Annotated in this window: 19 protein-coding genes and 1 pseudogene; 16 read left to right on the plus strand and 4 right to left on the minus strand. The window is 58.7% G+C overall.

Annotation, left to right across the window (positions count from 1 at the left end; genetic code table 11):
* Positions 1-100 precede the first annotated feature (100 nt).
* Positions 101-2,500, minus strand: coding sequence for a methyl-accepting chemotaxis protein (locus HQL65_08190; protein ID MBF0136206.1), 2,400 nt, complete (start codon positions 2,498-2,500; stop codon positions 101-103).
* A gap of 422 nt (positions 2,501-2,922) precedes the next feature.
* Here HQL65_08190 and HQL65_08195 point away from each other — a divergent pair, with 422 nt between their 5' ends.
* Positions 2,923-3,498 carry a hypothetical protein gene (locus tag HQL65_08195; protein MBF0136207.1) on the plus strand — a complete coding sequence of 192 codons (576 nt, stop codon included), beginning with the start codon at positions 2,923-2,925 and terminating at the stop codon, positions 3,496-3,498.
* 245 nt (positions 3,499-3,743) lie between these two features.
* Here HQL65_08195 and HQL65_08200 read toward each other — a convergent pair.
* From HQL65_08200 to HQL65_08210, 3 genes and pseudogenes are all read right to left on the minus strand, one after another.
* Positions 3,744-3,932 (minus strand): annotated as a pseudogene (locus HQL65_08200) (uracil-DNA glycosylase).
* A gap of 87 nt (positions 3,933-4,019) precedes the next feature.
* A complete protein-coding gene (locus tag HQL65_08205) occupies positions 4,020-4,559 on the minus strand; it encodes an HPP family protein (GenBank protein MBF0136208.1) in 540 nt (179 codons plus the stop codon).
* Positions 4,560-4,626: 67 nt separating this feature from the next.
* Positions 4,627-5,082, minus strand: coding sequence for a hypothetical protein (locus tag HQL65_08210; protein MBF0136209.1), 456 nt, complete (start codon positions 5,080-5,082; stop codon positions 4,627-4,629).
* A 306-nt stretch (positions 5,083-5,388) separates the two neighbouring features.
* Here HQL65_08210 and HQL65_08215 point away from each other — a divergent pair, with 306 nt between their 5' ends.
* The 15 genes from HQL65_08215 to HQL65_08285 all read left to right on the plus strand — a co-directional run.
* Positions 5,389-5,802, plus strand: a complete 414-nt coding sequence (locus HQL65_08215) for a hypothetical protein (protein ID MBF0136210.1) — start codon at positions 5,389-5,391, stop codon at positions 5,800-5,802.
* A gap of 76 nt (positions 5,803-5,878) precedes the next feature.
* On the plus strand, positions 5,879-6,253 hold the full coding sequence (locus HQL65_08220) for a DUF4351 domain-containing protein (protein MBF0136211.1): 375 nt from the start codon (positions 5,879-5,881) through the stop codon (positions 6,251-6,253).
* 228 nt (positions 6,254-6,481) lie between these two features.
* On the plus strand, positions 6,482-7,750 hold the full coding sequence (locus HQL65_08225) for an MFS transporter (protein ID MBF0136212.1): 1,269 nt from the start codon (positions 6,482-6,484) through the stop codon (positions 7,748-7,750).
* Positions 7,751-7,965: 215 nt separating this feature from the next.
* A complete protein-coding gene (locus tag HQL65_08230) occupies positions 7,966-8,220 on the plus strand; it encodes a hypothetical protein (GenBank protein MBF0136213.1) in 255 nt (84 codons plus the stop codon).
* Positions 8,217-10,439 (plus strand): trypsin-like peptidase domain-containing protein, encoded by a 2,223-nt coding sequence (locus HQL65_08235; GenBank protein ID MBF0136214.1) that lies wholly within the window; start codon positions 8,217-8,219, stop codon positions 10,437-10,439. Before HQL65_08230 ends, HQL65_08235 begins: the two co-directional genes overlap by 4 nt.
* Positions 10,440-11,559: 1,120 nt before the next feature.
* Positions 11,560-15,771, plus strand: a complete 4,212-nt coding sequence (locus tag HQL65_08240; GenBank protein MBF0136215.1) for a hypothetical protein — start codon at positions 11,560-11,562, stop codon at positions 15,769-15,771.
* A gap of 133 nt (positions 15,772-15,904) precedes the next feature.
* A complete protein-coding gene (locus tag HQL65_08245; protein ID MBF0136216.1) occupies positions 15,905-16,945 on the plus strand; it encodes a rod shape-determining protein in 1,041 nt (346 codons plus the stop codon).
* 37 nt (positions 16,946-16,982) lie between these two features.
* Positions 16,983-17,306 (plus strand): hypothetical protein, encoded by a 324-nt coding sequence (locus HQL65_08250; GenBank protein ID MBF0136217.1) that lies wholly within the window; start codon positions 16,983-16,985, stop codon positions 17,304-17,306.
* Positions 17,307-17,351: 45 nt separating this feature from the next.
* Positions 17,352-17,573 (plus strand): LapA family protein, encoded by a 222-nt coding sequence (locus tag HQL65_08255; GenBank protein MBF0136218.1) that lies wholly within the window; start codon positions 17,352-17,354, stop codon positions 17,571-17,573.
* A gap of 9 nt (positions 17,574-17,582) precedes the next feature.
* Positions 17,583-18,632 carry a hypothetical protein gene (locus tag HQL65_08260; GenBank protein MBF0136219.1) on the plus strand — a complete coding sequence of 350 codons (1,050 nt, stop codon included), beginning with the start codon at positions 17,583-17,585 and terminating at the stop codon, positions 18,630-18,632.
* Positions 18,633-18,706: 74 nt separating this feature from the next.
* Positions 18,707-19,678: a magnetosome biogenesis CDF transporter MamM gene (mamM, locus tag HQL65_08265; GenBank protein MBF0136220.1), complete on the plus strand. Its 972-nt coding sequence runs from the start codon at positions 18,707-18,709 to the stop codon at positions 19,676-19,678.
* 27 nt (positions 19,679-19,705) lie between these two features.
* Complete coding sequence (locus HQL65_08270) at positions 19,706-21,949, plus strand: TSUP family transporter (protein MBF0136221.1); 2,244 nt, start codon at positions 19,706-19,708, stop codon at positions 21,947-21,949.
* The gene (locus tag HQL65_08275; GenBank protein ID MBF0136222.1) at positions 21,946-22,746 is read left to right on the plus strand and encodes a PDZ domain-containing protein; all 801 of its coding nucleotides are present in this window, start codon (positions 21,946-21,948) and stop codon (positions 22,744-22,746) included. The genes HQL65_08270 and HQL65_08275 overlap by 4 nt, the downstream gene beginning before the upstream one ends.
* An 11-nt stretch (positions 22,747-22,757) precedes the next feature.
* The gene (locus tag HQL65_08280; GenBank protein MBF0136223.1) at positions 22,758-23,420 is read left to right on the plus strand and encodes a tetratricopeptide repeat protein; all 663 of its coding nucleotides are present in this window, start codon (positions 22,758-22,760) and stop codon (positions 23,418-23,420) included.
* A gap of 42 nt (positions 23,421-23,462) precedes the next feature.
* A partial coding sequence (locus HQL65_08285; protein ID MBF0136224.1) for a hypothetical protein occupies positions 23,463-24,479 on the plus strand: 1,017 nt, incomplete at its 3' end.

The following is a 24,479-nucleotide window of genomic DNA, read 5'->3' on the forward strand; positions in this document are numbered from 1 at the left end:
TGATGCTGGCTGGTGGCCTGACATTGCTGTTTTTGATGGTGATCTGGCCTTATCGATAAGATGAAAACATTCAGGTCATGGCCATGAAATTATCTGAAGATCAGGTGATCTGAAGATAAACCTGGTCCAATGCCCCGAACAGGTCGGCCAGGGTGTTTTCCAGGGTTTTTATTTTGGATTTTGTTTCTTGGCGTATGTCGGCTGTGTCGCCTGTCGCGGAGACGATGAATTCCAGGCAAAGGGTGGCCTGTTCGTGAAAGGTCTGGTGAAGTCTGGACGCTTCCGGGTGATCGAGCAGAGGAGTACCAGCCAATGGACAAGTGGTGGCAGTGGGCATGAATATGCCGGGACCTGATTTTTTCCCACGCAGGGAGCGGTGCAGCGTTTCCAGGATGCGCAGGTGACTGCTCTTGATATCCTGAATATTCAAAAGCTTTTTCTCCATATGGACGGAGCGGCCAGCGGCATCCAAGGCATCGCCGGCCTGTTGGCCGTGGCGGGTGAGCAGATTGGAATATTCGATGGAGCCACGCAACAGGTTGGTCAGGCCCATGGACACCAGCATGTTTTTTTGCACGTGAATCGATGCGCTGTAGATGTCGCCGGCAAAGTTGCGCACCGAGTCGGCTTGACTGGAGGCAGCACGGCTGTTTTCGGCAACCAGGCTGACGGCAGAGGCGGCTTCCCGGGCGGCAACGGCAATGCTTTGCGTGGAGTTGGCCGCAATGGTGGCCGACTGGGCAACTTCGTGCGAGGCTTGCAGCAATTGCTCGGCATGGTGCTTCACGTCCACAGTGGCCACTTCGACATGGTTCATGTTTTGGACAATGTTTTCAATGGATCGGGACTGTTCGTCCATACTGGACTGAATGTCGTCATTGATGCGCGCAATTTTGCTGATCATGCCATTGAGATTGTTGGTGGCTTCCGACACGCCCCGGACGTTGTCCCGGATTTTTTCGGCCAGGTTGGCAATGTTCAGGGTCACGTTGGCAGTCTGACGCGCCAACTCCTTGACTTCGTTGGCCACCACGGCAAATCCCTTGCCGGCCTCGCCGGCTCCGGCTGCTTCGATGGAGGCATTCAAGGCGAGCATTTTGGTCTGGTCGGCGATATCGTTGATGTTTTCCACCATGTTGGCGATGGCGCTGGCTCCCTGAATCAGACTGGACATGACCTCGATGGTCTTTTTGGTCTGGTCACTGGCGGTGTTGGAACGGGCTGAAGCGTCCTGGCATAAATGGCGTACTCCCTGAATGGCTTTCGATACATGTTCGACATCGTCGCCGACACTTTGAACGGAACCCTCCACCAATTGCAGACTGTTATACACTGCGCCAATGTTGGAACTCATTTGATCCGCAGCAGTAGCCATGGTATTGACACTTTGGGATGCGGAATCAGCATTTTCCGCAATGGGCATGATGTTGTCGGAATGCAGGGATTGAATGGCCTGTGAGACCGACGTGATATTGTCACTGGCCTGATTGATGCTCACTTGGAGCTGTTGCACCTGACCATCGAGCGTGTCGTTTTCTCGGACCACCTGCCGGGAAATTTGCAGGTTTTCCAGGGAATCCTTGTCCAAAGTCGCGTTCAGACGCACCTGTTCGCGAATGATGGCTCCCACATTGCCCGATTGCAGCATGGTGACAATGGCGTTGCGGGTCAGGTTGCTGACCATCTGGTTGAATATTTTTGCAATGTCACTCAATTCATCACGGCCCATGACGGGAACCTGATGGCTCAGGTTCCCCTCGGCAACGGTGCGCATGGCATTGGCGATGGTGTGGGTGGGATGAACAAGGGAGCGGACCAGGAGTGAACCAACCAGGGTGGAAATCACCAGGGCCACCAGCATCACGACCAACAATCCCTGTTTCAGGTCGGACATGTTGACCACCAGGATATCCATGGCCATTTGCACGGCATTCTCTTCCTGGGTCAACAGAGGCACCAGGTAAAATTCCAGGTACTCGGCGGCTTCGTCAAACTCACTCTTCAAGGAAAATCCCTCTTCCTGCTGTCCATTGACAAAAGCCTGGGCCATTTTTTTGCCGAGCTTATAGAAATTATCAAAATAAGAACGGATCTCGGCAACAGATTTGAGAATTTTTTCGTTTTTCGACTGAGTGTAAAAATTCTTGTATTTATCCAGATCATCGATAAAATTTTTATAGTAATCCATGGAACCGCTGAAAATATCGGGATTGTTCCGGTCTGCCTTGTTGATGGATACTTCAGTAAGATAATACCGTGTCTGGAGCAGGTCTTTACTGAGATTCTGGGCCAGAATCACCATGCGCAATCGTTCCTGGCGTATATTTTTGACTTCACGGAATACAGCATCGCTGGCGACCCAACTCCAGATTCCAACGAAGATCAATAAGCATAATGGAATGACCACGCCTATGGTCACACGCTGACCAATCCGAAAATTGTTCAGATTGATGAATTTCATCTCTGCGAGATGTTTAAGATGAAAATATTTCAGATTCATAAAACAAATCCTGACAGTACCAGATTGATGGATTCTATCCTGGTGATCAAGTCAAACCGATGATAAACCAGTTTCACCAGTATTAACTTGGGAGTACAGGAAAAGGTCGCACGCAGGCACTCACCATGGTCTTGGGAGACGGCATTAACCCATGGCCGACACGGTTTGAGCCATGAGCCATGCAGGAGGTGTGCCTATCAATGGAGATGTGTCACCATGGATTGCAGCAGACTGGACTGAGGCAGTTTGAGAGCAATGCATTTTTTATTCAAGTCCAGAACAGGTCGCTCCGATAAGATTTACAAGGCACGGGTATGGGCTGACCCTGTAAAAATGAACAGCTTACCTCCAGCCAGGGATGGGAATACGGGTTGATACCCGTGATTCAAGAGCAGGGGGTTCAAGTTATGGAAATCACCAGCATGCAAATCGGCGCCACCTTCCAGATGGAACAAAATGCGCGGTCTCAGGAAACGGTTGGTAAGGAGACGAACCAGAATGAAGCCGCCGGGCGCTCTGCACCTCAGCAATCCACCTATCCGGTACAGAAGGATACCGTTGATGTTGCAAAGGTTCAATCACCACCTCTGAATAACGGATCCAAGGTCGAGGCAGAAAAAGCACCGCCGCCGCCTCCGTTGGGCGATGGTCACAAGGGTTCTGCCCAGAAGGGTGTGGCCTCTTCTTCCAAGCCGGTACAAGATGGCATCTTGCGTCCCTGGAATGATGCTGCTGTCAATCAAATCCAGGTGCCGGGTATCGTGACGCCCGACAAAGAGAAGGAGCAGGTCGAGATTCAGACCAAGGCCGAACCGGTGGTCAAAGCCATCAAGGAAAAGGTTGAACATCTTTTCAGGGTCTATCCCAACGGGGGTGCCCAGAGTCGTGCGGAAAAGATGGACGTGGTGCCGCATATCAAATCTCAGGCGACTGCAACCGGTTCTGCGCCACTGGCCGCAGCCCGGAAACAGGCTGCATCGGTTGACATGTATGCCTGATGACGAATACTGCAACGACGGGTGTACTCTGTTTTCTTGAGCCGGCGTTGGGTATTGGACGAAAAAAAGCCGGAACCTCCTGGGTTCCGGCTTTTTTTATTGATAGTGCCGGATGCAGACTTGAAGCGGCCTCCTGCCCCCAGTCTCTCCAGCCTTGGTCAGGCAACCCAATGGCGTTTGGTTGCAGATCCAGCCGGTGAGACAGATTTTTCTTGAGCGGATTGGGTTGCCGAAGGGGCAATCGGTTTTGGATCGAATTTCAGGCAGGCCAAACCGGATGCGGATCGGACCTCATGCGAGGGAAGCGTTCGGCTTTTGAAACCCATGACAACACATCCCCTCGGATGATCGGCATCCCAGGTGACACGGAAATGTTTGCAGGCCAGACAATCGGCGGTTTGACCTTCGGGGATGGGGGAAATGTTTTTGGACATGGCCATCGGCCTCTTGCATCTTTTTTGGTTCAGGATGCATGAATTGGATGTCGCTTGGTGATATTCCAAGCAATTAATGAGCCAGTTTCACCACCAATGCTTGGGATAGCGACGACTGGCGGGAATATTGTTGACCAGAAGAGCAACCAGCAGCATCAGCAACGCCCCCAGACCAGCCGGGATCAAGGCATAAAGATACCCCTGAGCGTGGATTTGTTCGGAGCCGATGACGGCAATCAAAGCCGTGGCACCTCCCGGGGGGTGCAGGGTGCGGGTCAGTTGCATGGCCACAATGGCCAGGGAGACTGCCAATGCTCCGGCCAACCAGGGTGTGTAACCAAAATATTGATAGACAAACACGCCGATAATCCCGGAAATGACGTGCCCCCCCAAAAGATTGCGGGGTTGGGCCAGGGGCGAGTCAATTGCACTGTATATAAGGACCGCCGACGCACCAAAAGATCCGACAATCAGAATCAGATCATGTGGAGAAAACAGATTCTGGTGCAAATAGCCGACCAGGGAAATGCCCAGAAACGAACCCAACCACGACCAAAACATTTCCTTAGGGGGAACCGGATTGGTTGAAGTACCCGAACCCAGCATTTTTTGGAAATATTTATTCATGAAACGCATGCCGTCATCTCCTGAAAAACATGACTTTATCCCGTCCGACAGGAAATGACGGTATGGCTCAGGCGCGAATATTGACCAGGCGGGGTTGTTTGTCTGCGGAGGAGTCCTCACCATGGGTCCGGGGTGTGTTCTTGCGGTACTGGCGTAAAGCCGCCGGTACATTCCTGGCTCCCGGGTTGCTGGCAAGAGAGGAAGATACCTGGATGGAGACCGCCACTTCCTCGGCGGGTAAGTCGAGGTTTTGGTCCTGCGCAGGGGATTGCCGGGCCGTGCTGCGTTGTTGCTGTCGGGGGGAATCCTCGGCGTCTTGACGACGGGACCTCCGGTGCCAGACAACAGCCTCTTTCTGATTGGGCTGGTAGGCCTGGGCCGAGGCTGATTCCGGTACATAACGCGGGTTCAACTGCTCCGCATTGTTGGTGCGGACCTGCTGCACCGCCACTTGCAGATTGGTCTGTTCCTGCAAGGGGAGATTAGGCCCTTGAACATGGGTGCTGGGAATGGCATTCAACATGGAGGATACCTCGGGCGATCTCTACCCCTTCCTTGCTGTTTGATCGCACCAACGAAAATTGCAACGACCACCAAACATGCTCGCAGCCTGCCTGACAGGCTAGACCAGAGATAATGGGTATGTCAATAAAAAATATGGCAAAAAAACATCCAAGTTTCCTCGTTCCTGACCAATAAGATCAGGTGGTGGATTTGGGATGCGTGGGACGCATGACACCGGCATCGGCATTTGATAGGATGGGCCGGTGTGATGTCTGTTGTCGCACGGAGGAGTCCTTTTTGCTCGGCCAGATTGGAAACACGCGACTTGGATAAGAAGAACGCAAATATTTGTTGGCACTGTCTGGTCGCCGAAACACTCAAAACGCTGCTGGAACCCGTCGGCATCGAGGTGCGTTCGGAAGTCCAGGTCGTTTCTGCTCCACCCAAGGCGGACCTGATTTTGATTCAACGAAAAGAAGGTGGCCAAACGGCTGAACAACGCCTTCTCCTGGCGGACGGTCTGCGAGACCTGGACGCAGACCACATTCTGGCCGAATTGAAGATTACTGAAAGCCTGAACGAAGATACTCTGTCCCAGCTTGCTGTCTACGACTACCTGTATCTGGGCACGGCAAAATTGCAACGGCATCAACTACGCAGCGTCCTCATCAGTTCCATGACACCTCGGAAGGAATTTTTGCAAAAGTTCGCTTTTGAACCCGAAAAAAAAAGCCTTTGAAACAATCAAGCACGCTGGATTGTTCAAGCTCTCCGTGGCATTTGGTCGGATCATCTTCGGTTTATGGAGATTGCAGATGAAAGATTCATTGATCAGCCCGGCAATGGAAACAATCACGCCAGAGTACATCTCGCAACTCGGGCAGGAATGGTTCGATTTCATCTTGAACGCAACACCCGACGAGAAACTTTTTTCCTTGCCAATAATCGAGCATCGCCTGATGCAGGAACATCGAGCCGGGCTTCAAGCCGGACACCAGGATGGTGAGCGGGACGGTGAGGCTAAAGTACTGACTCGCCAGTTGCAGCGTCGCTTTGGCAATCTGCCTGCCTGGGTCCAGGAAAAAATCGCCGCAGCTGAACCGTCATCCCTGGAAAATTGGAGTCTTCGGTTTGTGGATGCCCAATCACTGGATGAGGTATTCTCAGAAAACAACAAGGATGTCATCTGATGAATCGTGTGCCGATGTCATCCACCCGCAGGCCGGAAACCTGCAATACGTCCGACTCTTGGGATCTTTTTGCAAACTGCGCAAAAAAAAAAAAATCCTGGGAAAAGAGGGGCGTAAGAAAAAGCCCGTGGCATGGGGAAACGGAAAGAGTAAAATGGGTCGTGCAATAATCCAGGCATCTTTGCTGTTCGAGCAGGTTTCCGACGCGGGTAAGGGAGAAGGGGATTGGTGACGGGTCGGCCCAAGGTTCATGAAGGACATCACAACACACTGCTGCTCGTGGTGGCGCTGGTGATGATCCTCATGACCCTGATATTGGCGACACAGCCCTTGTTTCTGCGGCAAATTCTCTCTCTGGGACGGGAAAATGCCGGTTTTGTCAATGCCAACATTCAAGTCGCCACGGAAGTGATCGAAATGGTCCTCGTGGGCTACCTGGGCTATCTGTCGGACCGGTTTGGCCGGGTTCCCATCCTGTTTTACGGCTTTTTGCTGTCCGGGGCCATGGCCCTGCTGATCCCGTTTTGCGGCAGTATCGCCCTGTTCCTGGGTGTGGAGGCCCTGGCCGTCTACTATCTGGCCCGGGTCCTGATGTCCCTGGGAACGACGGCCGTCTGGCCCCAGCTCGCCACCATGACGGGAGACTACAGCACACCCGACAATCGGACCCGGGTGCTGACCAGGGCCGGCTTCATGACCGCCTTTGGCGCAACCCTGGTCTACGCCATTCTGATGCAACTGACCCAATATGTCGGCGTCCAGACCATCATGCTGTTTGCGGCCCTGGTGGCCCTGGCCGGGGCCTGGCTGGTCCACCATTTTCTCATCGAAACCGCACCCCGCCTCCAGGACCCCCGCTTTCCCTTTCAGCGCCTGTTGACATTACTCAAGCAAAGCAAAGAGCTGCGTCTCAGTTTCCTGGCCGCCTTCTCCTCCCGCAACGACATGGTGATCATCGGCCTGTTTCTCATGACGTGGTTCATCTATTTCAGTGACATGCTGCCGGATGTCAGCAGCAACCAGGCCGCCGGGCGGGCCGGATTCGTCATTGGCTTCATCGGTCTCGTGGTCCTGGTCTCCATCCCCGTCTGGGGTCACATTACCGAACGCTACGGCCCGATCCGCTCCGTCCTGATGGGACTGCTCCTGTCGGGAGTGGGCTTTTTGACCTTCGGCCTGATCATCAACCCCTTGAGCTGGTGGTCCCTGGTCCCGGCCCTGCTGGTCGGTCTGGGTCAGGCCGGCTGCATCCTGGCCCCACAAATCCTGGTGATGGATCATGCCGAAGAAGAGATCAGCGGCTCGGTGATGGGGGCCTTCAATACCGCCGGCTGTATCGGCATCGTTTTTTTTCTGCAGGTCGGCGGCATTCTGTTCGACTGGGTCGGCCCTACCGCCCCCTTCCTGTTCACCGGATTGTCCAACCTGCTCATCACTTTATACGGAGCGGCAAATTTTTTGCATACCGGAATCGCCACCTCCGACCAACTGGAGTGAACCGTCCCGGTCGCAGCCGCATCCGCCAGGCCGCCGCCGCAGGAGATGTCGGGGGTGCGCAAAACTCCTGGAGATTTCCAACACATGTGGATAGACTTCCAGGAGATGGTGTGTTTCGGGTTGTCTGGCCAGTTCCATGAACAAAGCCTGGAATCCGGCGGCAGCACGACTCGGGTGAATTGTTGGCGCTTATTTTCAATGGGAAAAATCGGATCATGCCGAGCATCATAATCGGATTGGTGGCCATCTCGCTTGGCCTGTGGGGGTTGTCTGCCTGGTGGTGGTCCATGGTCGAATTTTTGCGGGGCGTGGTGCCGCTCTTCCTGGTCATGTTCGGCTTCATTGCCCTGGGAGCCGGTGTGACCCGCATGCGGGAGGTCAGTTCACATCCTGCCCGGGAGAAGGATGCAGATACGGAAGAGCTGCGTGACCCCCCGTCATCATCCAAGCCGATGAGTGGACTGGAATGACACCAGAGCAGGATCCGAATTGCGGACGTGGCTTCCTGAAGTATCTTTTTCTCGTGGGAGGAGCGTCCATCATTCTTTTGGCCGCAACCTTCTGGTGGGGCCGGTTCACCCCGGGCGATGCCAGAGCGGCCCGTCAAAAGTTTGCCGCTGAACGGAATGCCGCACTCCCGGGACAGGGTGGCCGCCTCGCCCCCGGTGGACAGACCGGGCCGGTCGCCGTGCCCGTTGCCGCCACGGTCCCCCTGGACACACCAGGCACCCAACTTGACCCGTTGCCGAATGGTTCCACCGGAACCCCGACCCGCTTTGCAGCCGTGTCGCGACTCCTGCTGCCCAGTGTGGTCAATGTCAGTGCCACCAATGTCCGGGGAGCAGAGATCAATCCCGCACCCGCCAATGGCACCCGGGACACCCCTCCGCCCGGTCCCGGCGGCACCAGCCCCGCTCCCACCCCTCCCCAATCGCCGGCCCTGCAATATGCCGATCCTTTCAGCGGCGTCACGACCGAAAGTATCGGCTCCGGCGTCGTGGTCACGGCGGATGGTTATATTCTCTCCAATTATCATGTCGTTGAAAAATCGAAACATGTCTTCGTCACCGTGTTCAACGCCCAGGGCAGCAGCCAGGTCGTGCCCGCCGAAATCGTCACCCTGGATGCCCGCCGTGACCTCTCCCTGCTCAAGGTCGATATCGAGACGCCCCTGCAACCGGCGGCGTTCGGTGACAGTTCGCGCATCAATGTGGGTGATCCGGTCATTGCCATCGGCAGCCCGTTTGGTCTCGACCAGACCGTGAGCCAGGGCATCATCTCCGGCAAGCGCAAGGCGATCAACATCGGGGGCGTCATGCATCGGGGACTGATCCAGACCGATGCCGCCATCAATCGCGGCAACTCGGGCGGCCCCCTGGTCGATGGCACCGGGTATGTCATCGGCATCAATACGGCCATTTACACCACGACCAACGCCTTTGCCGGTGTCGGCTTTGCCGTCCCCTCGAACACGGCCCGGGAGTTTCTGGAAGAGACGCTGCAACTGCCAACCATCACCCCCAATCTTGGCAGATTCATCGGCCTGGGTGGTGGCACACATGTGGCCGCCCGACCACCCCCCCCCATCCTGGCCAATGCCGCCCCCCCCCATGAGGATCGGGGGCCTTGCGCCAATTGCCATCAAATATTGCCAGCACCTCCTGGTGCCCTGCCGGCGGCCTTCAACCAGCCTGGCCCCCCGGGTGCGGATGGCGGCTGGCACCGCAACCGGGCCGATGCCTGGTACATGTTCGATCCGAGTGGGGCCGTTGGCCTGAATCCCGCCATGGTCAATTCCGCCGGTGCGCAAAATGGCATGAAAATGGCATCACCCCCTGCCAGTGCCGTAGCTCCCGGTACAGGCACGTCAGCACCCCCAGAGGATGAAGCACTTGCCGGTCAGCAGATCAATACCCTGTTCGGCATGACCGTCACCCTCCTGGATGCCCAGAAGGCCGGCCAACAAAACATTTCGCTGCCCAAGGGAGCCATGATCGAGACCGTATCGCCCGGCTCGCTGGCTGCGCAGGCCGGCCTGCAACCGGGGGATGTCATTCACAAGGTGGAAGGTCGGTGGGTGGAAAATCTGAGTGTGCTGGCAAAAAGATTACTGAATTCCAATCCGGGTGATGAGGTGCGCCTCGCGGTCGCCAATGGCGGACAACGACGCCCCGTCTACATGCGGATTCCACCGCGTGACACCATGATCAATCTGGGCAACCAGGCCCAGGCCCAGGCCCAGGCCCAGGCTGTGGCCCTGACCGGTTTGACGGCACCCGTCGGACCCGGGCAATGGGGCCAGGCAACCCAGCCCATGCAGGCCCAACCCATGCTGGATATAACCCCGGTGCTGACGCCAGGCAATGGTCCCGCAGCACCGGGAAACAAACCAGCCCGGACCCCGGCCAAGCCCCCCGTTCCGGCGGAATTCGAATGGATGGGCATGGAAATGGCCCCCACCAAACCGGGGGTACAAGGGGCACGCGGCGGGTCCATCAGCGAAGTGACGGCTGGTTCGCCGGCAGCACGTGCGGGACTGCACGTGGGCGATGTCATCCTCGCCATCAACGGAATCCCTGTTCCCGACGGTGCCGCACTGGATCAGGCCATCAAAGCGGCAGCCGGACGACAGTGGACCCTGCTTGAAGTGGAACGAAATGGAACAAGGATGTTTTCCAAGATTCAATAAAGTTCCGGAAACATCCGGTGCCTGCATGCCGAATCCCCCTGGCGGAAGAGGGGGACTTGGCATGGCCGGAACAGGAAACCGGCGGCGGGCGTGACAGACGCGAAAAATTACGGTCAAATCAGTCAACGGATTCTGGTAAAGTGAATCCATCGCCGGAATCGGTATCCAGAAGCTCCAAAGATGCGGTGCAATCGGTTCAGCCATGTCGGAAAATGTCACCAGAATGGATAAAGAGCGCTCCCGTTCAGCCCGTTTGCGTGGCATCGCGGCCTTTCGTTCCGCAGCCAAGGAGTTGGCCGAGTTGACCCGTCAACGCCGGGAAGGAATGCAGAAAGCCACCGAGGTCGCGGTTGCAGCGGCCTTGCATGTTTCGCCTGTTCCGTCTATCGTCGCATCCGTTTCAACCCCCGAATTGGCCATGCCGGCGGTAACATCCTTTGCTGACCCAGGCCAGGTGCCACCCCCAACCAGGGAGCATGATGGCCGGCCAGCAGTCAAGGCAACTTCCATGGTACCTGCGGTCATGATGACATCCACAATACCGGAAGGAAGCACAGGAATGGCATCCGAGAGGCGGGACGCTCCTCAACCGGAACGAGGCTCAATTCCGGCGTCCGCCAGGCAAGAAACCTTCCAACCGGAAATAAGCCCAACCCCGATGTCTGCCAGGCAAGAGACCCCCCAACCGGAACAAGGCTCGGTCCCGACGTCCGCCAGACAAGAGACACCCCAACCGGAAATAAGCCCAACCCCGACGTCCGCCAGACAAGAGGCCCCACAACCGGAAATAAGCCCAGCCCCGACGTCCGCCAGACAAGAGGCCCCACAACCGGAAATAAGCCCAGCCCCGACGTCCGCCAGACAAGAGGCCCCACAACCGGAAATAAGCCCAACCCCGACGTCCGCCAGACAAGAGGCCCCACAACCGGAAATAAGCCCAGCCCCGACGTCCGCCAGACAAGAGGCCCCACAACCGGAAATAAGCCCAGCCCCGACGTCCGCCAGACAAGAGACACCCCAACCGGAGCAAGGCTCAACCCCGGTGTTCACCAGGCAAGAAATTCCTCAACCGGAAAAAAGCCCGGGAGCGGTGTCTGCAAGGCAAGGTACTTCTCAGAAGGTGGCGGAAATTGATCTGCCCCTTGCGGCCGGTCCTGTTTCCCTGGGAGAGGTGGCCGATATTGTTCTGCCATTGCCCGGGGAAAGGGTTTCTGCACCTTCCCAACCCGACTTGAAACAACCCGTCAAGACATTGACCGAAAAACCGCCCCGCAAGCCAACAGCGGACCCCTCCATCATCGAAGAGGCAACGCACCCTGTCCTGTTGGCCCTGATGGGAAAAAAAACCGGGCGCAACCGGGCAGGCAAGACTTCGACCCCGGTCACCCCCCCCCCGGTCACAGCTCCGAACGACACGGTCGCGACGACCCCTGCCACACTGGCTGAACAGGCCCATCAGGTCGCCAAAAGGGCAGGCGCGGACAAGGAACGCAACCTGCCCGATCCAGCCCGACTGCGACACCAGGCGGAAACCTGGACGACGCACCCCGAAACGGCTGGCTCTTCATGGGCAAAACCGGAGTCGGTCGCCGTCCCCGTCCGGAAAGGGCGCCGTGCCTCCCCTCCTGCCCAAACAGTACCCTGGTCTTCCTCGACATCAGGCATTGTGCTGCTGAGTGAATCGCAGCCACCTGCGTCCAGTGACCGGGGCAAAGAGGCATCGGCAGCAACGCCGCACCCCTCGGACACGACCGATCTCATTTCGAGACGCTCCACCCGGCAAATGATCGGCCTGGATGTCTGGAAAGGCAGCGCCTCGGGCGTGGCCGTCCTCTCCATGCCGGACTCGGCTCTCGCACCAGCCAACACCCAGGCAGCAAAAAACGGTTCCACCCCCTGGGTGGCAGCGGTCGGCGCTGCGGATGCCCAGGTTGGCAAAACCGGCCTGGCTTCCCGGTCGGCGTCAGCCGACACGACGCCTGCCCAGGTTGACAAACCGGGTCCGATCCCCTGGTCGGCAACGCCCTGCCCAATGCCTGCCCAGGTTGACAGGCCAGGCCCGGCTCCCCGGCCAGCGATGGATGCCGGGATTGACAAACCGGGTCCGGCATCCAGGAAAGCGACAGCGGCCAGGATTGACAAACCGGATCCGGCATCCAGGCCAGCAACGGAGGCCAGGATTGACAAACCGGGTCCGACTCCCTGGACAGCAGCAGGTGCCGAAGTGGACAAGCCAGGTCCGGTTCTCTGGTCGGCGACAGCCAGCATGACCGATATCCAGGCTGAAAATCCCGGTTTGGCTCCCTGGTTGGTGTATGCCGGACAGGTGCATGCCGCCCGCCGCAAAAGACGTGTGCCGGCCAGCACGATCGCGGCCATGGTCGGCAGCCGGATTCCCGCCCCGGCAGATGCCAAGCCGCCTCTGGATAAGACCCAGGTTGGGGTGAACGGTGCCATGCCACCGGAAAAGACCCAGGTTCGGGAAACCGGTGCCATGCCCGCCACACTACGGGCGACAACACCCTGGTCAGTCATCGCCGCCTCTCCGACAGGGAGTACATCCCCTGCGACAGCCGGTGTCCCGCAACCTGCACCTGCAAACGATCTTGCGCTCCCGCGCCAGCAAAAAAAAGGGCTGCCAGCCGCTCTCGCCCGGACAACCCCGGAACAGGCACCTGTGACGCCGGTATCCGTGACGTCGGCACCCGAGTTGAACGCCGTGCGCACTGCGTCGGGACCCTGGTGGCCCGGCAAACCGGGACAGAGTGCCGCTCCTTCTTCCGACCAGCAGGTCCCGTTTCAGGCTGCTGCACAAGCAGAACCTGAAGAACAGAACAAGGAGACGGAACCAGCCGTTGAGACAATGACCCTCAACAAGGCAATACCCGTCACCGGCAAAGGCAGGCCTGACTTTGTCGATCTGGTCAATCATCTGCAATGGCACGTTCCCCAACTCTCCCCCGTCGCGGCAGACCCTGTGCCCCCCCCATCCGCCGAGGCGGATGCAGGGTTGTCGGCCTGGGGTGCGCTCGTGGCCCAGTTCGGAACCCGACGTGGTGAAGTCAAGTACGGCTTCTGCCCCCTGCCGGTCGTTGCGGTCGGCGGCGCTTCGGACCCGCTCCCGGAAGCGACAGCCCAGGAAGAGGAACCGGTGCCCCCTGCGGGCATTCCCTGGCGGAAATCCCGCCTGGAACCTGCCGGACTGGTCAGCCAGGCGACCACGGATGCGGTACAACCGACAATCCGGGAATTGGTCGATACCCGGGATGGCCACCCCGCCGGCCCGAAGAAAGACTCACCGGCAAAAGAGACCCAACAAAACGCCCTGCCGGAAGAGACCAAAACAGGCACCCCGGCAGAAAATGTGCAGAAGGATTCCACGCCGGAAGCAGCGCAGAAGGATTCCACGCCGGAAGCGGCCAGGAATCATGACACGGCCCATGAAACCGGGAAAAACGTCCCGGCACAAGAGGCCATGCAGGATTCCACACCAAAGGCGTCCCACAATGAGTCTGGATCATCCGCACAGCCGGAATCCCCCGAGACCCCGTTGACGGCCTCCTATCATAAACGGAGTACGACGCCCCGGATTCCCAACTCGGTCCGGGAACTGGGCGGCTTTGTCGGCCACCACCCCCTTGGCCAATCGATCTGGGGCCTGGTTTCTAAAAAAACTTTCTGGAAACATCGTTTTGCAGAGACAGCAGTGCAGGAGATCAAACGCCGGGAAAACTCCTTCAAGGGACCGAAGGTTCCCTTTTTCACCCATGGCTGGCCCACCATCTACTCGACCGATGTTCTCTCCGGGCCGTTCGGCGTTCTCTGGAACGAACACGCCGCGCCAGGAGTCTCCGCCATGACCATTGGACTGCCCGCCACCGGGCAGTTCATGCCGGCAAAAAAAACGGAACATCATCCCCTTGCCATGCCGAAGTTTCACGTGGAAGGCATTCTGGATATTCTGGGACAACCCGTATTCCAATCCCAATCCTGGACCTCGGGGCGGCGTACTTCTCCAGGTCGGTTCATCGCCTATCCACCCCCCGTTCCCGGCAGAAGAACCAAGGCAAGAAGTGACTGGTGGAAAACAATCAGCCAGGGAGATTCACACAGGAGTTTTTTTCAAAACGCCCACTCCCCGGCACCCGCGTCAACCACCCCTGAAATGGCCACTGCGGACAACACGACTGAAAAGGAAAAAATCGCCGCTTCCGACCGTGCGTGGCAGCAATTGGCAGGACCAGCGGAAATTCAGAATCTGAAAGAGTTTTTCGCCGGCTTGCGCACCACCACACAAAAGCCGTTCGAGAATGATTTTTTGTCAGCGACAAAGCTTGATTTGAAAATGGAATCGACGCATAGTACGCCCTCAGGATACGGGAAGGATGTCGTTGACGATAGAAATCTGCCTTCTTCCCCGGTCCCTGTGATTCAATTTATCGAGGACAGACTTGTGCCGGTAATAACTTTGGAACCAGAGAGTGGTGCCCAGGTGGAGCGTACCCCGGAAAAAATCGGATCTGCGCCCGACAGCAGCACAAGAACGGTCGAAAAATCCCGACCGCAGGCAGCCGTGGATCCTGTGCCCATGCCGACAGATCCGGTCGCCCCGGTCGTCGTGATTCCGGTCGCTTCGGTACCGGTCGCCCCTGCCGCATCGGTCGCTGCGGCTCCGGTCGCTCCTGCCGCACAAGTCGTCATGGTTCCGGTCGCTCCTGTCGCACCGGACACCGTGGTTTCTGCCGTACCGGTTGTCATGGCTCCGGTCACCTCTGCCGCACCAATCGCCATAGTCCCCGCCACCATGACATCCCCGGCTCCGGTGCCCAGTATGGACGAAATCGTGCATGACAAAGCCGGGGCACAAGCCAAGGCAGAACCTTTTGCCACGGTCAAACAGGTACCTATCGGTGATGACGTGAACAACATGTCAGAAATACAGGCTGGAACAACCCGCCCCGTCGAACCAGTATCCATCAGGCAGGAATCAGCCAACGCCCTGGATCTGGATGAAATGGAAACCGTACAAGCCCCTGCCGTTAGAACAACACCGCAATCCAACAGGCAGGAATCAACCAGCAGTCTGGATCTGGATGAAATGGGAACCGTACAAGCCCCTGCCGCCAAGGCGGTACCGCCCAAAGCTGCCCGGCAGCAAACCGCCCGGAAGCCGTCTGATGCCATCCCGGTCGAAGACCTGGCCACCGGGTTTGCCAACCTCATGGGAGATGGCGTGGAAGGTGTCGTCAAAGGGGCGTCGTGGCTGGTGGGAAAAGTGCAGAAAGTCAGGTCTGGTGAGAAAGTCAGGTCTGGTGTGGGAAAAACTCATTGATCTCAAAGTTCCCGGCCAACAGGGAGTGTCCAACCTCCAGGAACGACAACAAACCCTGTTGACAAAGCAGAATACGCCGTGTGCGAACGGATATGTTTGATGTCTGGGAAAAGTCTGGTGACGAGGAGAGGCTATGCAAGCCCAGAAAAACAGTGACAAACAGCTTTTTGTAGGCATTGACCTGGGAACGTCCAGAACGTCCGTCATGTCCCGCCGTGGAGTCAAGACCATGGTGCGCTCGGTCGTGGGCTATCCCAAAGACATCATCGGGGTCAAGATTCTGAACAGTACGGTCGTGATCGGTCAGGAAGCCCTGGACAATCACCCCTACCTCAGCCTGCACTTTCCGCTGGCCGACGGGGTGCTGAAAGAAACCTCGGAAAAAGATGAACAGGCCGCACGCGAACTGCTGCGCCACGTCGTCAACTGCGCCGAACCCCAGGCCGACGAACGGGTCTTCGGCGTCCTCGGCGTGCCGGCCCGGGCCTCCCTGTTCAACAAGAGCCAGTTGTTGAAAATCACCGAAGAGACCATGGCCATGGCCATGGTGGTCTCCGAACCGTTCATGGTCGCCTACGGCCTGGACAAGCTCAACAACTCCCTGATCATCGACATCGGGGCCGGCACCACCGACATCTGCGCCATGAAAGGCACCGTCCCCAGCCACAGCGACCAAGTGACCCTGCTCAAGGGCGGCAATTATGTGGACGAAGTCTTCTCCCACGCGGTGGCCGAATCCTACCCCGATGTGCAGATGACCCGCTTCCTGGCCCAGAAAATCAAGGACAAATACGGCTTCGTCGGCGAACCGACCCAGGAAGTCGTCGTCTCCCTGCGCAGCAACGGCAAACCCCTGCTGCACGATGTGACCCGCGAGTTGCGCTTCGCCTGCGAAACCATCATTCCGGATATCCTGGAAAGCCTGGAAACCCTGGTGGCCGGCTTCGACCCGGAAGATCAGGCCGAAGCCCTGAACAACATCATCCTGGCCGGCGGCGGCTGCAACATGATCGGCCTCGATGTCGCCCTGGCCGAAGGGTTGAAGGATTATGGCAAGGTCCACGTCACCCGGGTGGCCGACCCGGATTTCGCCGGTGCCGCCGGTGCCCTGAAACTGGCCACCGAACTGCCCACCGAATACTGGAATCAGGTGGGTGACGTGATCGGCGGTTGATGACGCCCCGAGAACAAACCGGACAGAGTCACTGGAAATGTCCATGCAACATGCACCACGGCCTGAAGGCATTGTTTCGCATATCATGGCAGGCATGAGTTACCTGGGAATCCTGGCCCTGATACCGGTGGTCGTGGGCAGAAGAGATCCATTCGTCATCTTCCATGCCCGCCAGGGTATCGTGCTGTGGATCCTGGAAGTGCTGGCCGTCTACAGTCTGGCCCTGCCCGTCATCGGCAAGCTGATGTTCCAGTTTGTCAGCGTGCTGTGCTTTGTCATCTCGGTCTTTGGCCTGTTGATGGTTTTTTTGGGAAAAACGTGGCGGATACCAGGTATTGGAGCGGTTGCTGATCACCTGTAGGGAATCAATTCCCGGTCCGGTGACGGTCATGAATGGAGGTTTTTTGTGTTCAGGATGATCCTGACTCTGCTCGTGACCTTGTTTCTGCTGATCTTTTCATCGCAAAACATGCATGAAGTCACAGTGCGGTTTGTGTTTGGGGAACCGGTGGAGATGCCCCTGATCGTGGCCATCGCCGGAGCGTTCATTCTGGGTTTTGCCGTGGCGGTCTTCACCTTCCTGGTACGCACGGGTACCCGAGGCAAAGGTGATGACGGATCTTTCTAGGAGTCAATCATGCCGACTGAAATGGTGATACTGAAACTTGAAGGGACCGTACAGGCTTCCCAGGTGGCCGGACTGGCAGGACAGACCTTCACCGTCGGGAAGGTGACCTCGACCGGAACCGGAATCCATAAATGGTTGTTCCTCAACCCCGTGCCAGGCAGCGACAGCACGGCCGTCGCCCTGAAAATCGAGGGCACCCAGCAAATCGCCAAAATTTCCGCCTTGAGTGGCAAGACGGTCGTGGTCGGCAAGTCGCCAGTCGTGATCGGTGGCCTGCACAATCTGCTGGTCCTCCATCCAGCCGGAGCCGCCGCCACCCCCGCCGTGGCCGCCACCATGCCTGCCGCCAAAGTCGCCGCCAATTCCCAGATGGTCATGCTGAAACTCGATGGCACGGCCCAGGCCGGACAAATCCCCATACTCACCGGCAAGACCTTCACCGTGGTGGATCCCCCCATCATGGGTGCCCAGGCCCAAAAATGGCTGTTCTTGAAACCAACTGCGGCCTCCGGTCTGGCCGACCAGGGACTGATCGCCCTCAAGGTACAGCATGGGGGAACCACAACCATGCCGCATCTCGTCGGCAAAACCGTCCTGCTGGGTAAATCGCCCATGATCGCCGGCGGTGCGGGCAAGTGGATCATGCTCTCCCCGGTCGCCACGGGAGGAACCGCATCCGGTGTCACCCCCCTGACCGTGGCCCATACCCAACCCGCTCTCGGCCCCGCCCAATCCACCCCCGTCATGCAAACCGTGGCCGCCACCAAAACCACGACCACCCTGTCACCCGTGGATGTGGCCGCCAATTCGACCGCTGCCACCTCGGCCACTGCCGTCGCCGCCAAAAGTGCCGGTGCCACGGCCATTGCCGTGGGCAGCACCAGCCTGGGCCTGAGCCTGGCCGCCTGGGGAGCCGCCCTCCTGATCACCGCCGCCGTGGGCGTGGGGGTCTACAATTACATGTCCAGAAAAAAAGCCCTTGCACAACAGCAGGATCAGGATATGGAAGAGGCCCTTGCAGAAGATGCCACGGCTGAACTGAGCCTGGAAGGTGCTTGATTGCGGTATGCAAACAGCAACAGGAACAGGATCGCGAAAAAGACACGGCTGAACTGAGTCCGGAAGGTGCTTGATTGCGGTATTCAAAATGCGTCGTCTGCAATGAAATGGTTGGCTGGGCCGGATTGCTCGTCAATCTGGTCCTGTCGGTCTTGAAGCTGTTCATCGGCGTCTTGTCGGGTTCCCACGCCCTGGTAGCAGGGTCGCTCTACTCCGGCAAGGACGTGGTGACCTCCGTTTTGATCATCGTCGGCCTGAAGGTTTCCAAAAAACCTCTCGACGAAAAGCACCCGTTCGGCCACGGCAAGGTGGAGTTTCTGTTTTCCCTCGCCGTCGGCATGGTGATGATCCTGACAACCGCCTGGCTCCTGTTCAACGTGGCCACGGTCCTGCTGGAAGGGGATCACCGTCCCCCCCATCTGATCGCCCTGTGGGTGGCTGTCCTGTCAATCCTGGTCAACCTGTTTTTTCTCGGCTACTCCCGGTGCGTGGCCTTTGAAATCAACAGTCCCATCGTGCGAACTTTGAGCAAACACCACCACTCCGATATCGTCTCCTCCGGGGCCATCGCCTTCGGCATCATCGGCTCCCATTATCTGGGGTTGCCCTGGCTGGACAGTCTGGTGGCCGTGGGCGAAGCGGTGGACCTCCTGAAACTGGGCGGCGAGGTATTCTGGGACGCCTACCAGGGTTTGATGGATATTGCCGGACCGAAAAATGTGGAAGATGACATTCGCCGCCGGGCCAACAGCATCAAGGGGGTCGTCCTGGTCCAGACCCTGCGCAGCCGGCGCGTGGGCCAGGAACTCTACGTGTCGATGGTGATCGGCGTGGACCCGGAAATGGAAATCGGCCAGGCCAAACAGGTGGCCAAACGGGTGGAAGAGGAAATCACCGAGTCCATCCCCCATTTGGGCGACATCAATGTCCATTTCAGTTCGCCGCCCGGTTCCGTACCCGAATTCAGGGAAATCAAAAAAGAGATGGATCATCTGGCCACCCTGGTCAAGACCGGGGTGATCCAGGATCTTCCCGCCGAACCGTGATCTAAAGGCAGGTGGCCACCCGCAATCATGAGCCGCGACAAGCAAGACAAACGCACCCCACCCTTCTGCCGCCAGGGATGGAAACTCCCCCTGGTGGTTTTGACGGTCTCCTGCATGGGCACCTTTGCCTGGGCCTTGCACCTGGTCTGGGAACATCGGAGTGACCTGGGCGGCGTCAATTATATCTATGCCTTGCAGGATCAGATCGGGCTGCCCAAGCCGGCCCTGCCCGCCACACCAGGCGGCAAGGGACCCCCGGCAGCCGTCCAGGGTGTGATCCCCCCGCCGGTCGTGGGTCCGGCAGGCACCCCTGCCCCCAACCTGAATCCGGCCCCAACCACGGGCAACCGGGCTGGACTCTCCCCGGGCATGAATCCTCTCCCGGCCCCGGGCAACCAGGGTGTCGCCGCCCCGGGAGTCCAGGCAGGCGCACGCACCATGCCAGGACAACCGGGCACCATCGGTATGACCCAGCCCGTGGCAGCCACCAATCCCCAGGCAGCGATACGCACCGCCCTGGTCAGTATTGCCGGCTATCGGGATACAGGTGACAAGGCACCGGGTGAGCTGGTCGGATCGGGGGTCCTGATTGGTGGTGAAGGCTACGTGGCCACGGCTGCCCACCTGATCGAAGGGTGGAAGCAGTTGCGGGTCCTGGTCGCCACCCCCACCGGACCCAGGGAATATCCCGCCCGCCCCATGAAAATCGTCGCCGAACACAATCTGGCCGTCGTCAAGCTCTCGTCCACGGAACTGTTTCCCTATCTGCCACCGGTCGATTTCAGCATGGTCCCCCCCGGCACCCGGGTCGTCGCCTGGGGCAACGACCGGGCCGGCAGCGTGATCGCCCAGAGTGGCCTGGTGGCCGGGACTCCGACCACCGTCACCATCGGCAAACGCACCTATGCCGGTCTGATCCCCACCGACGGCCTGCTCTACCACTGGGCACAGAGCGGCGGTCCCCTGCTCGACGAGCAGTTTCGCCTGGTCGGCATCGACATGATCTTCAAGGATGGCAACGATAACATTCGCGGCTTTTTTGTGCCGGCAGCCCTGCTGCGGGCGCATTTTCGCGATGTGCTTTCCTTCCCGACCACCTCGGGCGGCACAACCGGCAACAACGGCAGCGTCACGCCCGGAGGCAATCCGTCCCTGAACACCTGGAATGGCGGCTCACCCCAGCCAGGCACCGGTTTCCCGCCCCCGGCCATGCAGACCGTGGCCGCTGTCGTTCCGGCTCCGGCACCGGCTGCCCCTGCCCCTCCCTCCCTTGCCCCACGGCGTCCCGCCGACAAATGGTGGGATCAGGCCAGGAACAACATCCAGCAGGCCTTTTATCTGCGCATTCCGGAATCCCCCTTTGACATATCATGGATGGCGAGCGGCGATGCCGGGCATGTCCGCGCCAACCAGATTTTCGGCTATCCGGTCTCCATCTTTCTGGGCATGCTGCTGCTGGGTTTCATCTCCGGCGTCAGCGGCGGGATGATGACCATGGGGGGCGGCATCATCAAGGTGACGGGCTTGATGGCCATTTTCGGCTACGGCATCGTCCTGGTCCGCCCGGTCGCCTACATCACGAACATATTCATGTACGGTGCGGCGGCCCTGCGCTATAAAAAAGCCAATCTGGTGGATTGGGCCAGTGTGCGCCCCATGATTCCCTGGGCCATGGCGGGCATGGTGGGCGGCTATTATGTCGGTATCCTGCTCGATGTCGCAATCATCCGCATCCTGCTCGGCCTGTTCGCCCTGAGCGTCGGGGCCAAAATGCTGCGGGAAATCTGGGAACGGCGGCAAAGACGTGACAACACGGATGCAGACTCCGCCACCCGGCAGCGCATGGATCCAGATCTGGCAGAAAGAGGTACGGGACCGACAGCCTGGAACGCCCACGAAGGCTTCGGTGCGGGCATCCTGGGGTTTCCCATGGGGGTGGTGAGCGGCATTCTGGGCATTACGGGGGGGGTGGTCGAGGTTCCTTTGCAACGCTATGTGAACAAGGTTACCCTGAGAGTGGCCATTGCCAACAGCGCCATTCTGGTTTTTTTCGCGTCTCTGGTCGGTTCGGTGGTGGCCATGACCCATGGTGGCTGGACCGGCGCGTTTGAAATGAGTACCCCCCTGGTGATGGCCATGATCCTCCTCCCCGGTGCCTATCTGGGCGGCATGCTGGGTTCCTGGCTGACCACGGTGGTCCATATGGATATTCTACGCTGGATCTATGCCGTGTTCATGTTTGTCATTGCCGGCAGAATGTGGACCGAGTGAAACTGACTGGAAACACCATCGTTGCCGTCGGCATGGCCGTGGTCGCCGCCCTCGTCCTGGCCAGTATTTTCGACCTGCCGGGTGCCGACATGAGCGTGACGCCGCATCCCCCGGGAACCCCCAACGCCGAAGTGATTTTCGGGCCGGGAATGGGTGCAGGCATGCACGTCGCCCTGACGACCGCGCCGGGATTTGCCTGGCAGGAACGCCGCAATACGGCCCCCATGCCCCTCCAGCCCGATCAGCAAGGCGGCACGGTGGCCCCGGAGATTCGTCTCTCCGAAGCACACTGGCAGGGACTCGAAGCCCTGCCCCTGAGCGTGGAACTGAAACGCAAACTCAAACTGCCCATGGACCTGGAAGGGCTGCTGGTCGATGAGGTCAGCCTCATCACGGCAGCCGCCGGTTTGCGGGCCGGAGATGTCCTGGTTCAGTTTCACGGTCAACCGGTACACTCCTTGCGAGAGTTGCAGGCGGTGACCCGGCGGTATCAATCTCTCAACCAGGCGACACTGACGGTGTATCGAAAGGGTGCGCTGCTCACCTTCAATGTCAAGGCGGAAGAGAACCTGGGGTTGGCACAGGTCGAAACTGCGCCTATGATTCTGCCGGGTGACATTGCCCCCCACCGGTATCGAGGGGCCTGCACCCAGTGCCATGCCATTGGTACCACCGGACACATTGTTCCGGATCCGGACGGCATTGTCCTGCCGCCGGGACCAATCCTGGCTGGTGTACAATCTCCCCATCGGGATCGGGGAGCCTGTGCGGTTTGCCACCAAATCATCCAACAATAGGCGGGATTGTCATGGGTAGTGGACATACACAGGGGTCGTTCTGGGACGAAATGGGCTTTTTCCTGGATGCCACGCTTCGCTCCCTGCAACGACTCAACAAGGCGGCCATCAACTGGTACGAAGAGGCCTTTGCCATCCAGGATGCGCATCGCGCCCGGTATTTCCGCGAAAAAGGCATCAAATATGCCCGCCAGGGACGGTATGCCCAGGCGGCAAAAATTCTGGCCGATATCCGGGAATTTCTGCCGGAAGATCGCGATCTGCTCTTTCACCTGGCCTTCTGCCATCTGAAACTGGAACATCTGGCCGAAGGCATGGATCTCCTGGAAAAACTCTATGTAGAAGATACCCGGGACAGCAAGGTGTGTTCCATCCTGGGCATGGCCTACATTCAAGCCAGGGAGTATGCCCGGGCCGTGACCGTTCTCACGGATGCCGTGGCCCTGAATCCAGACAATTTCAATCTCAACTATCGCCTGGGCGTGGCCCTGGACAATCTGGAACGCTACCCCGATGCCGTGGAAGCCTTCCAGCTTGCCCTGAAAATCCGCCCCAATGAACCCCGGGTCTACCGGGCCATGGGGTTTGCCCTGGAACAGATGGGGGCGCGGGAACAGGCTGTACAGTTGTTCAAACGGGCGACACAATTGGAAGAGGGTGGGCAGGCGGTCTGATACGCGCACCACACCGCGATTTTCTGACCGACAAGGTGGACGGTGGCGAAGCTTTCCGAAGTGACCATTGACTGGGACGAGTCGCAGCCAACTCCTGGAAAAACCAGGAGCAATCTCTATTTTTTCCCCAATCTGACCCGACGTGACGCCGCTTTGGCCGCACCGGACGGTGTGCCACCTCGCCAACCGTTGGCGCTTTTGGACAAGGACGTTGCCGCTCCCACGCTCGAAGAACGTGTGGCGGCCATCGTGGCCCGCCTGTGGCGAGAAAATCCCTCCGGGTTGCTGCAACCGATGGCAGGTGCCTGGCGGTCGCCGGCTGCCGGAAAAGTGACGGACACCTTTTCTCCGCCCGATGCTGCTGCCAAATGGGCCAAAAGAAAAAAACAGGTTTCCCACCCGGCGGTTCTCGCAGCCATGGCGGCATTCATGAAACAGGCCGTGCAATCCGTCCCGTTGCCCGACCCCTTGCCGGCCACCCGCACGAGGCAACCCGTCCCGAATCTGCCCGAACCCATGGCCGCACCTGCAACCACGGTGGCCGTGCAATCCATCCCGATGGAACCATCCGGACCATTGGCCGAACCCATCGTGGCCACGGTTGCCATGCATCCCATCCCGGTGATGACATCCGGACCGGAAATGGCAACCTTGCTCGTCACGGCATCGGTGCATACGGTCCAGGCAGATGCACCGGAGCCGACGATTGAACCATTCCCGACGCTGATCGTGCCGGACAGGATCCCCCTGGATGAACCAGGGCCGACAGGTGAACCATTTCCGACGCTGTTCAGTCCGGAAAGAATCCAGCCGAACCCGTCAGGGCCGGCGGTTGAATTTTTGCCGACACGGGTCATGCCGGAGAGGATCCCCCTGGATGGACCGGAACCGGTGGTCGCGTCCCAACCCGCCCACACCGTGCCAGACGTGGATCCCATCGTGCAGTCGGAACCGGTGGTCGCGTCCCAACCCACCCACACCGTGCCAGACGTGGATCCCATCGCGCAGTCGGAACCGGTGGTCGCGTCCCAACCCACCCACACCGTGCCAGACGTGGAT

The organism is Magnetococcales bacterium (assembly GCA_015228935.1).
Taxonomy (GTDB): Bacteria; Pseudomonadota; Magnetococcia; order Magnetococcales; family DC0425bin3; genus HA3dbin3.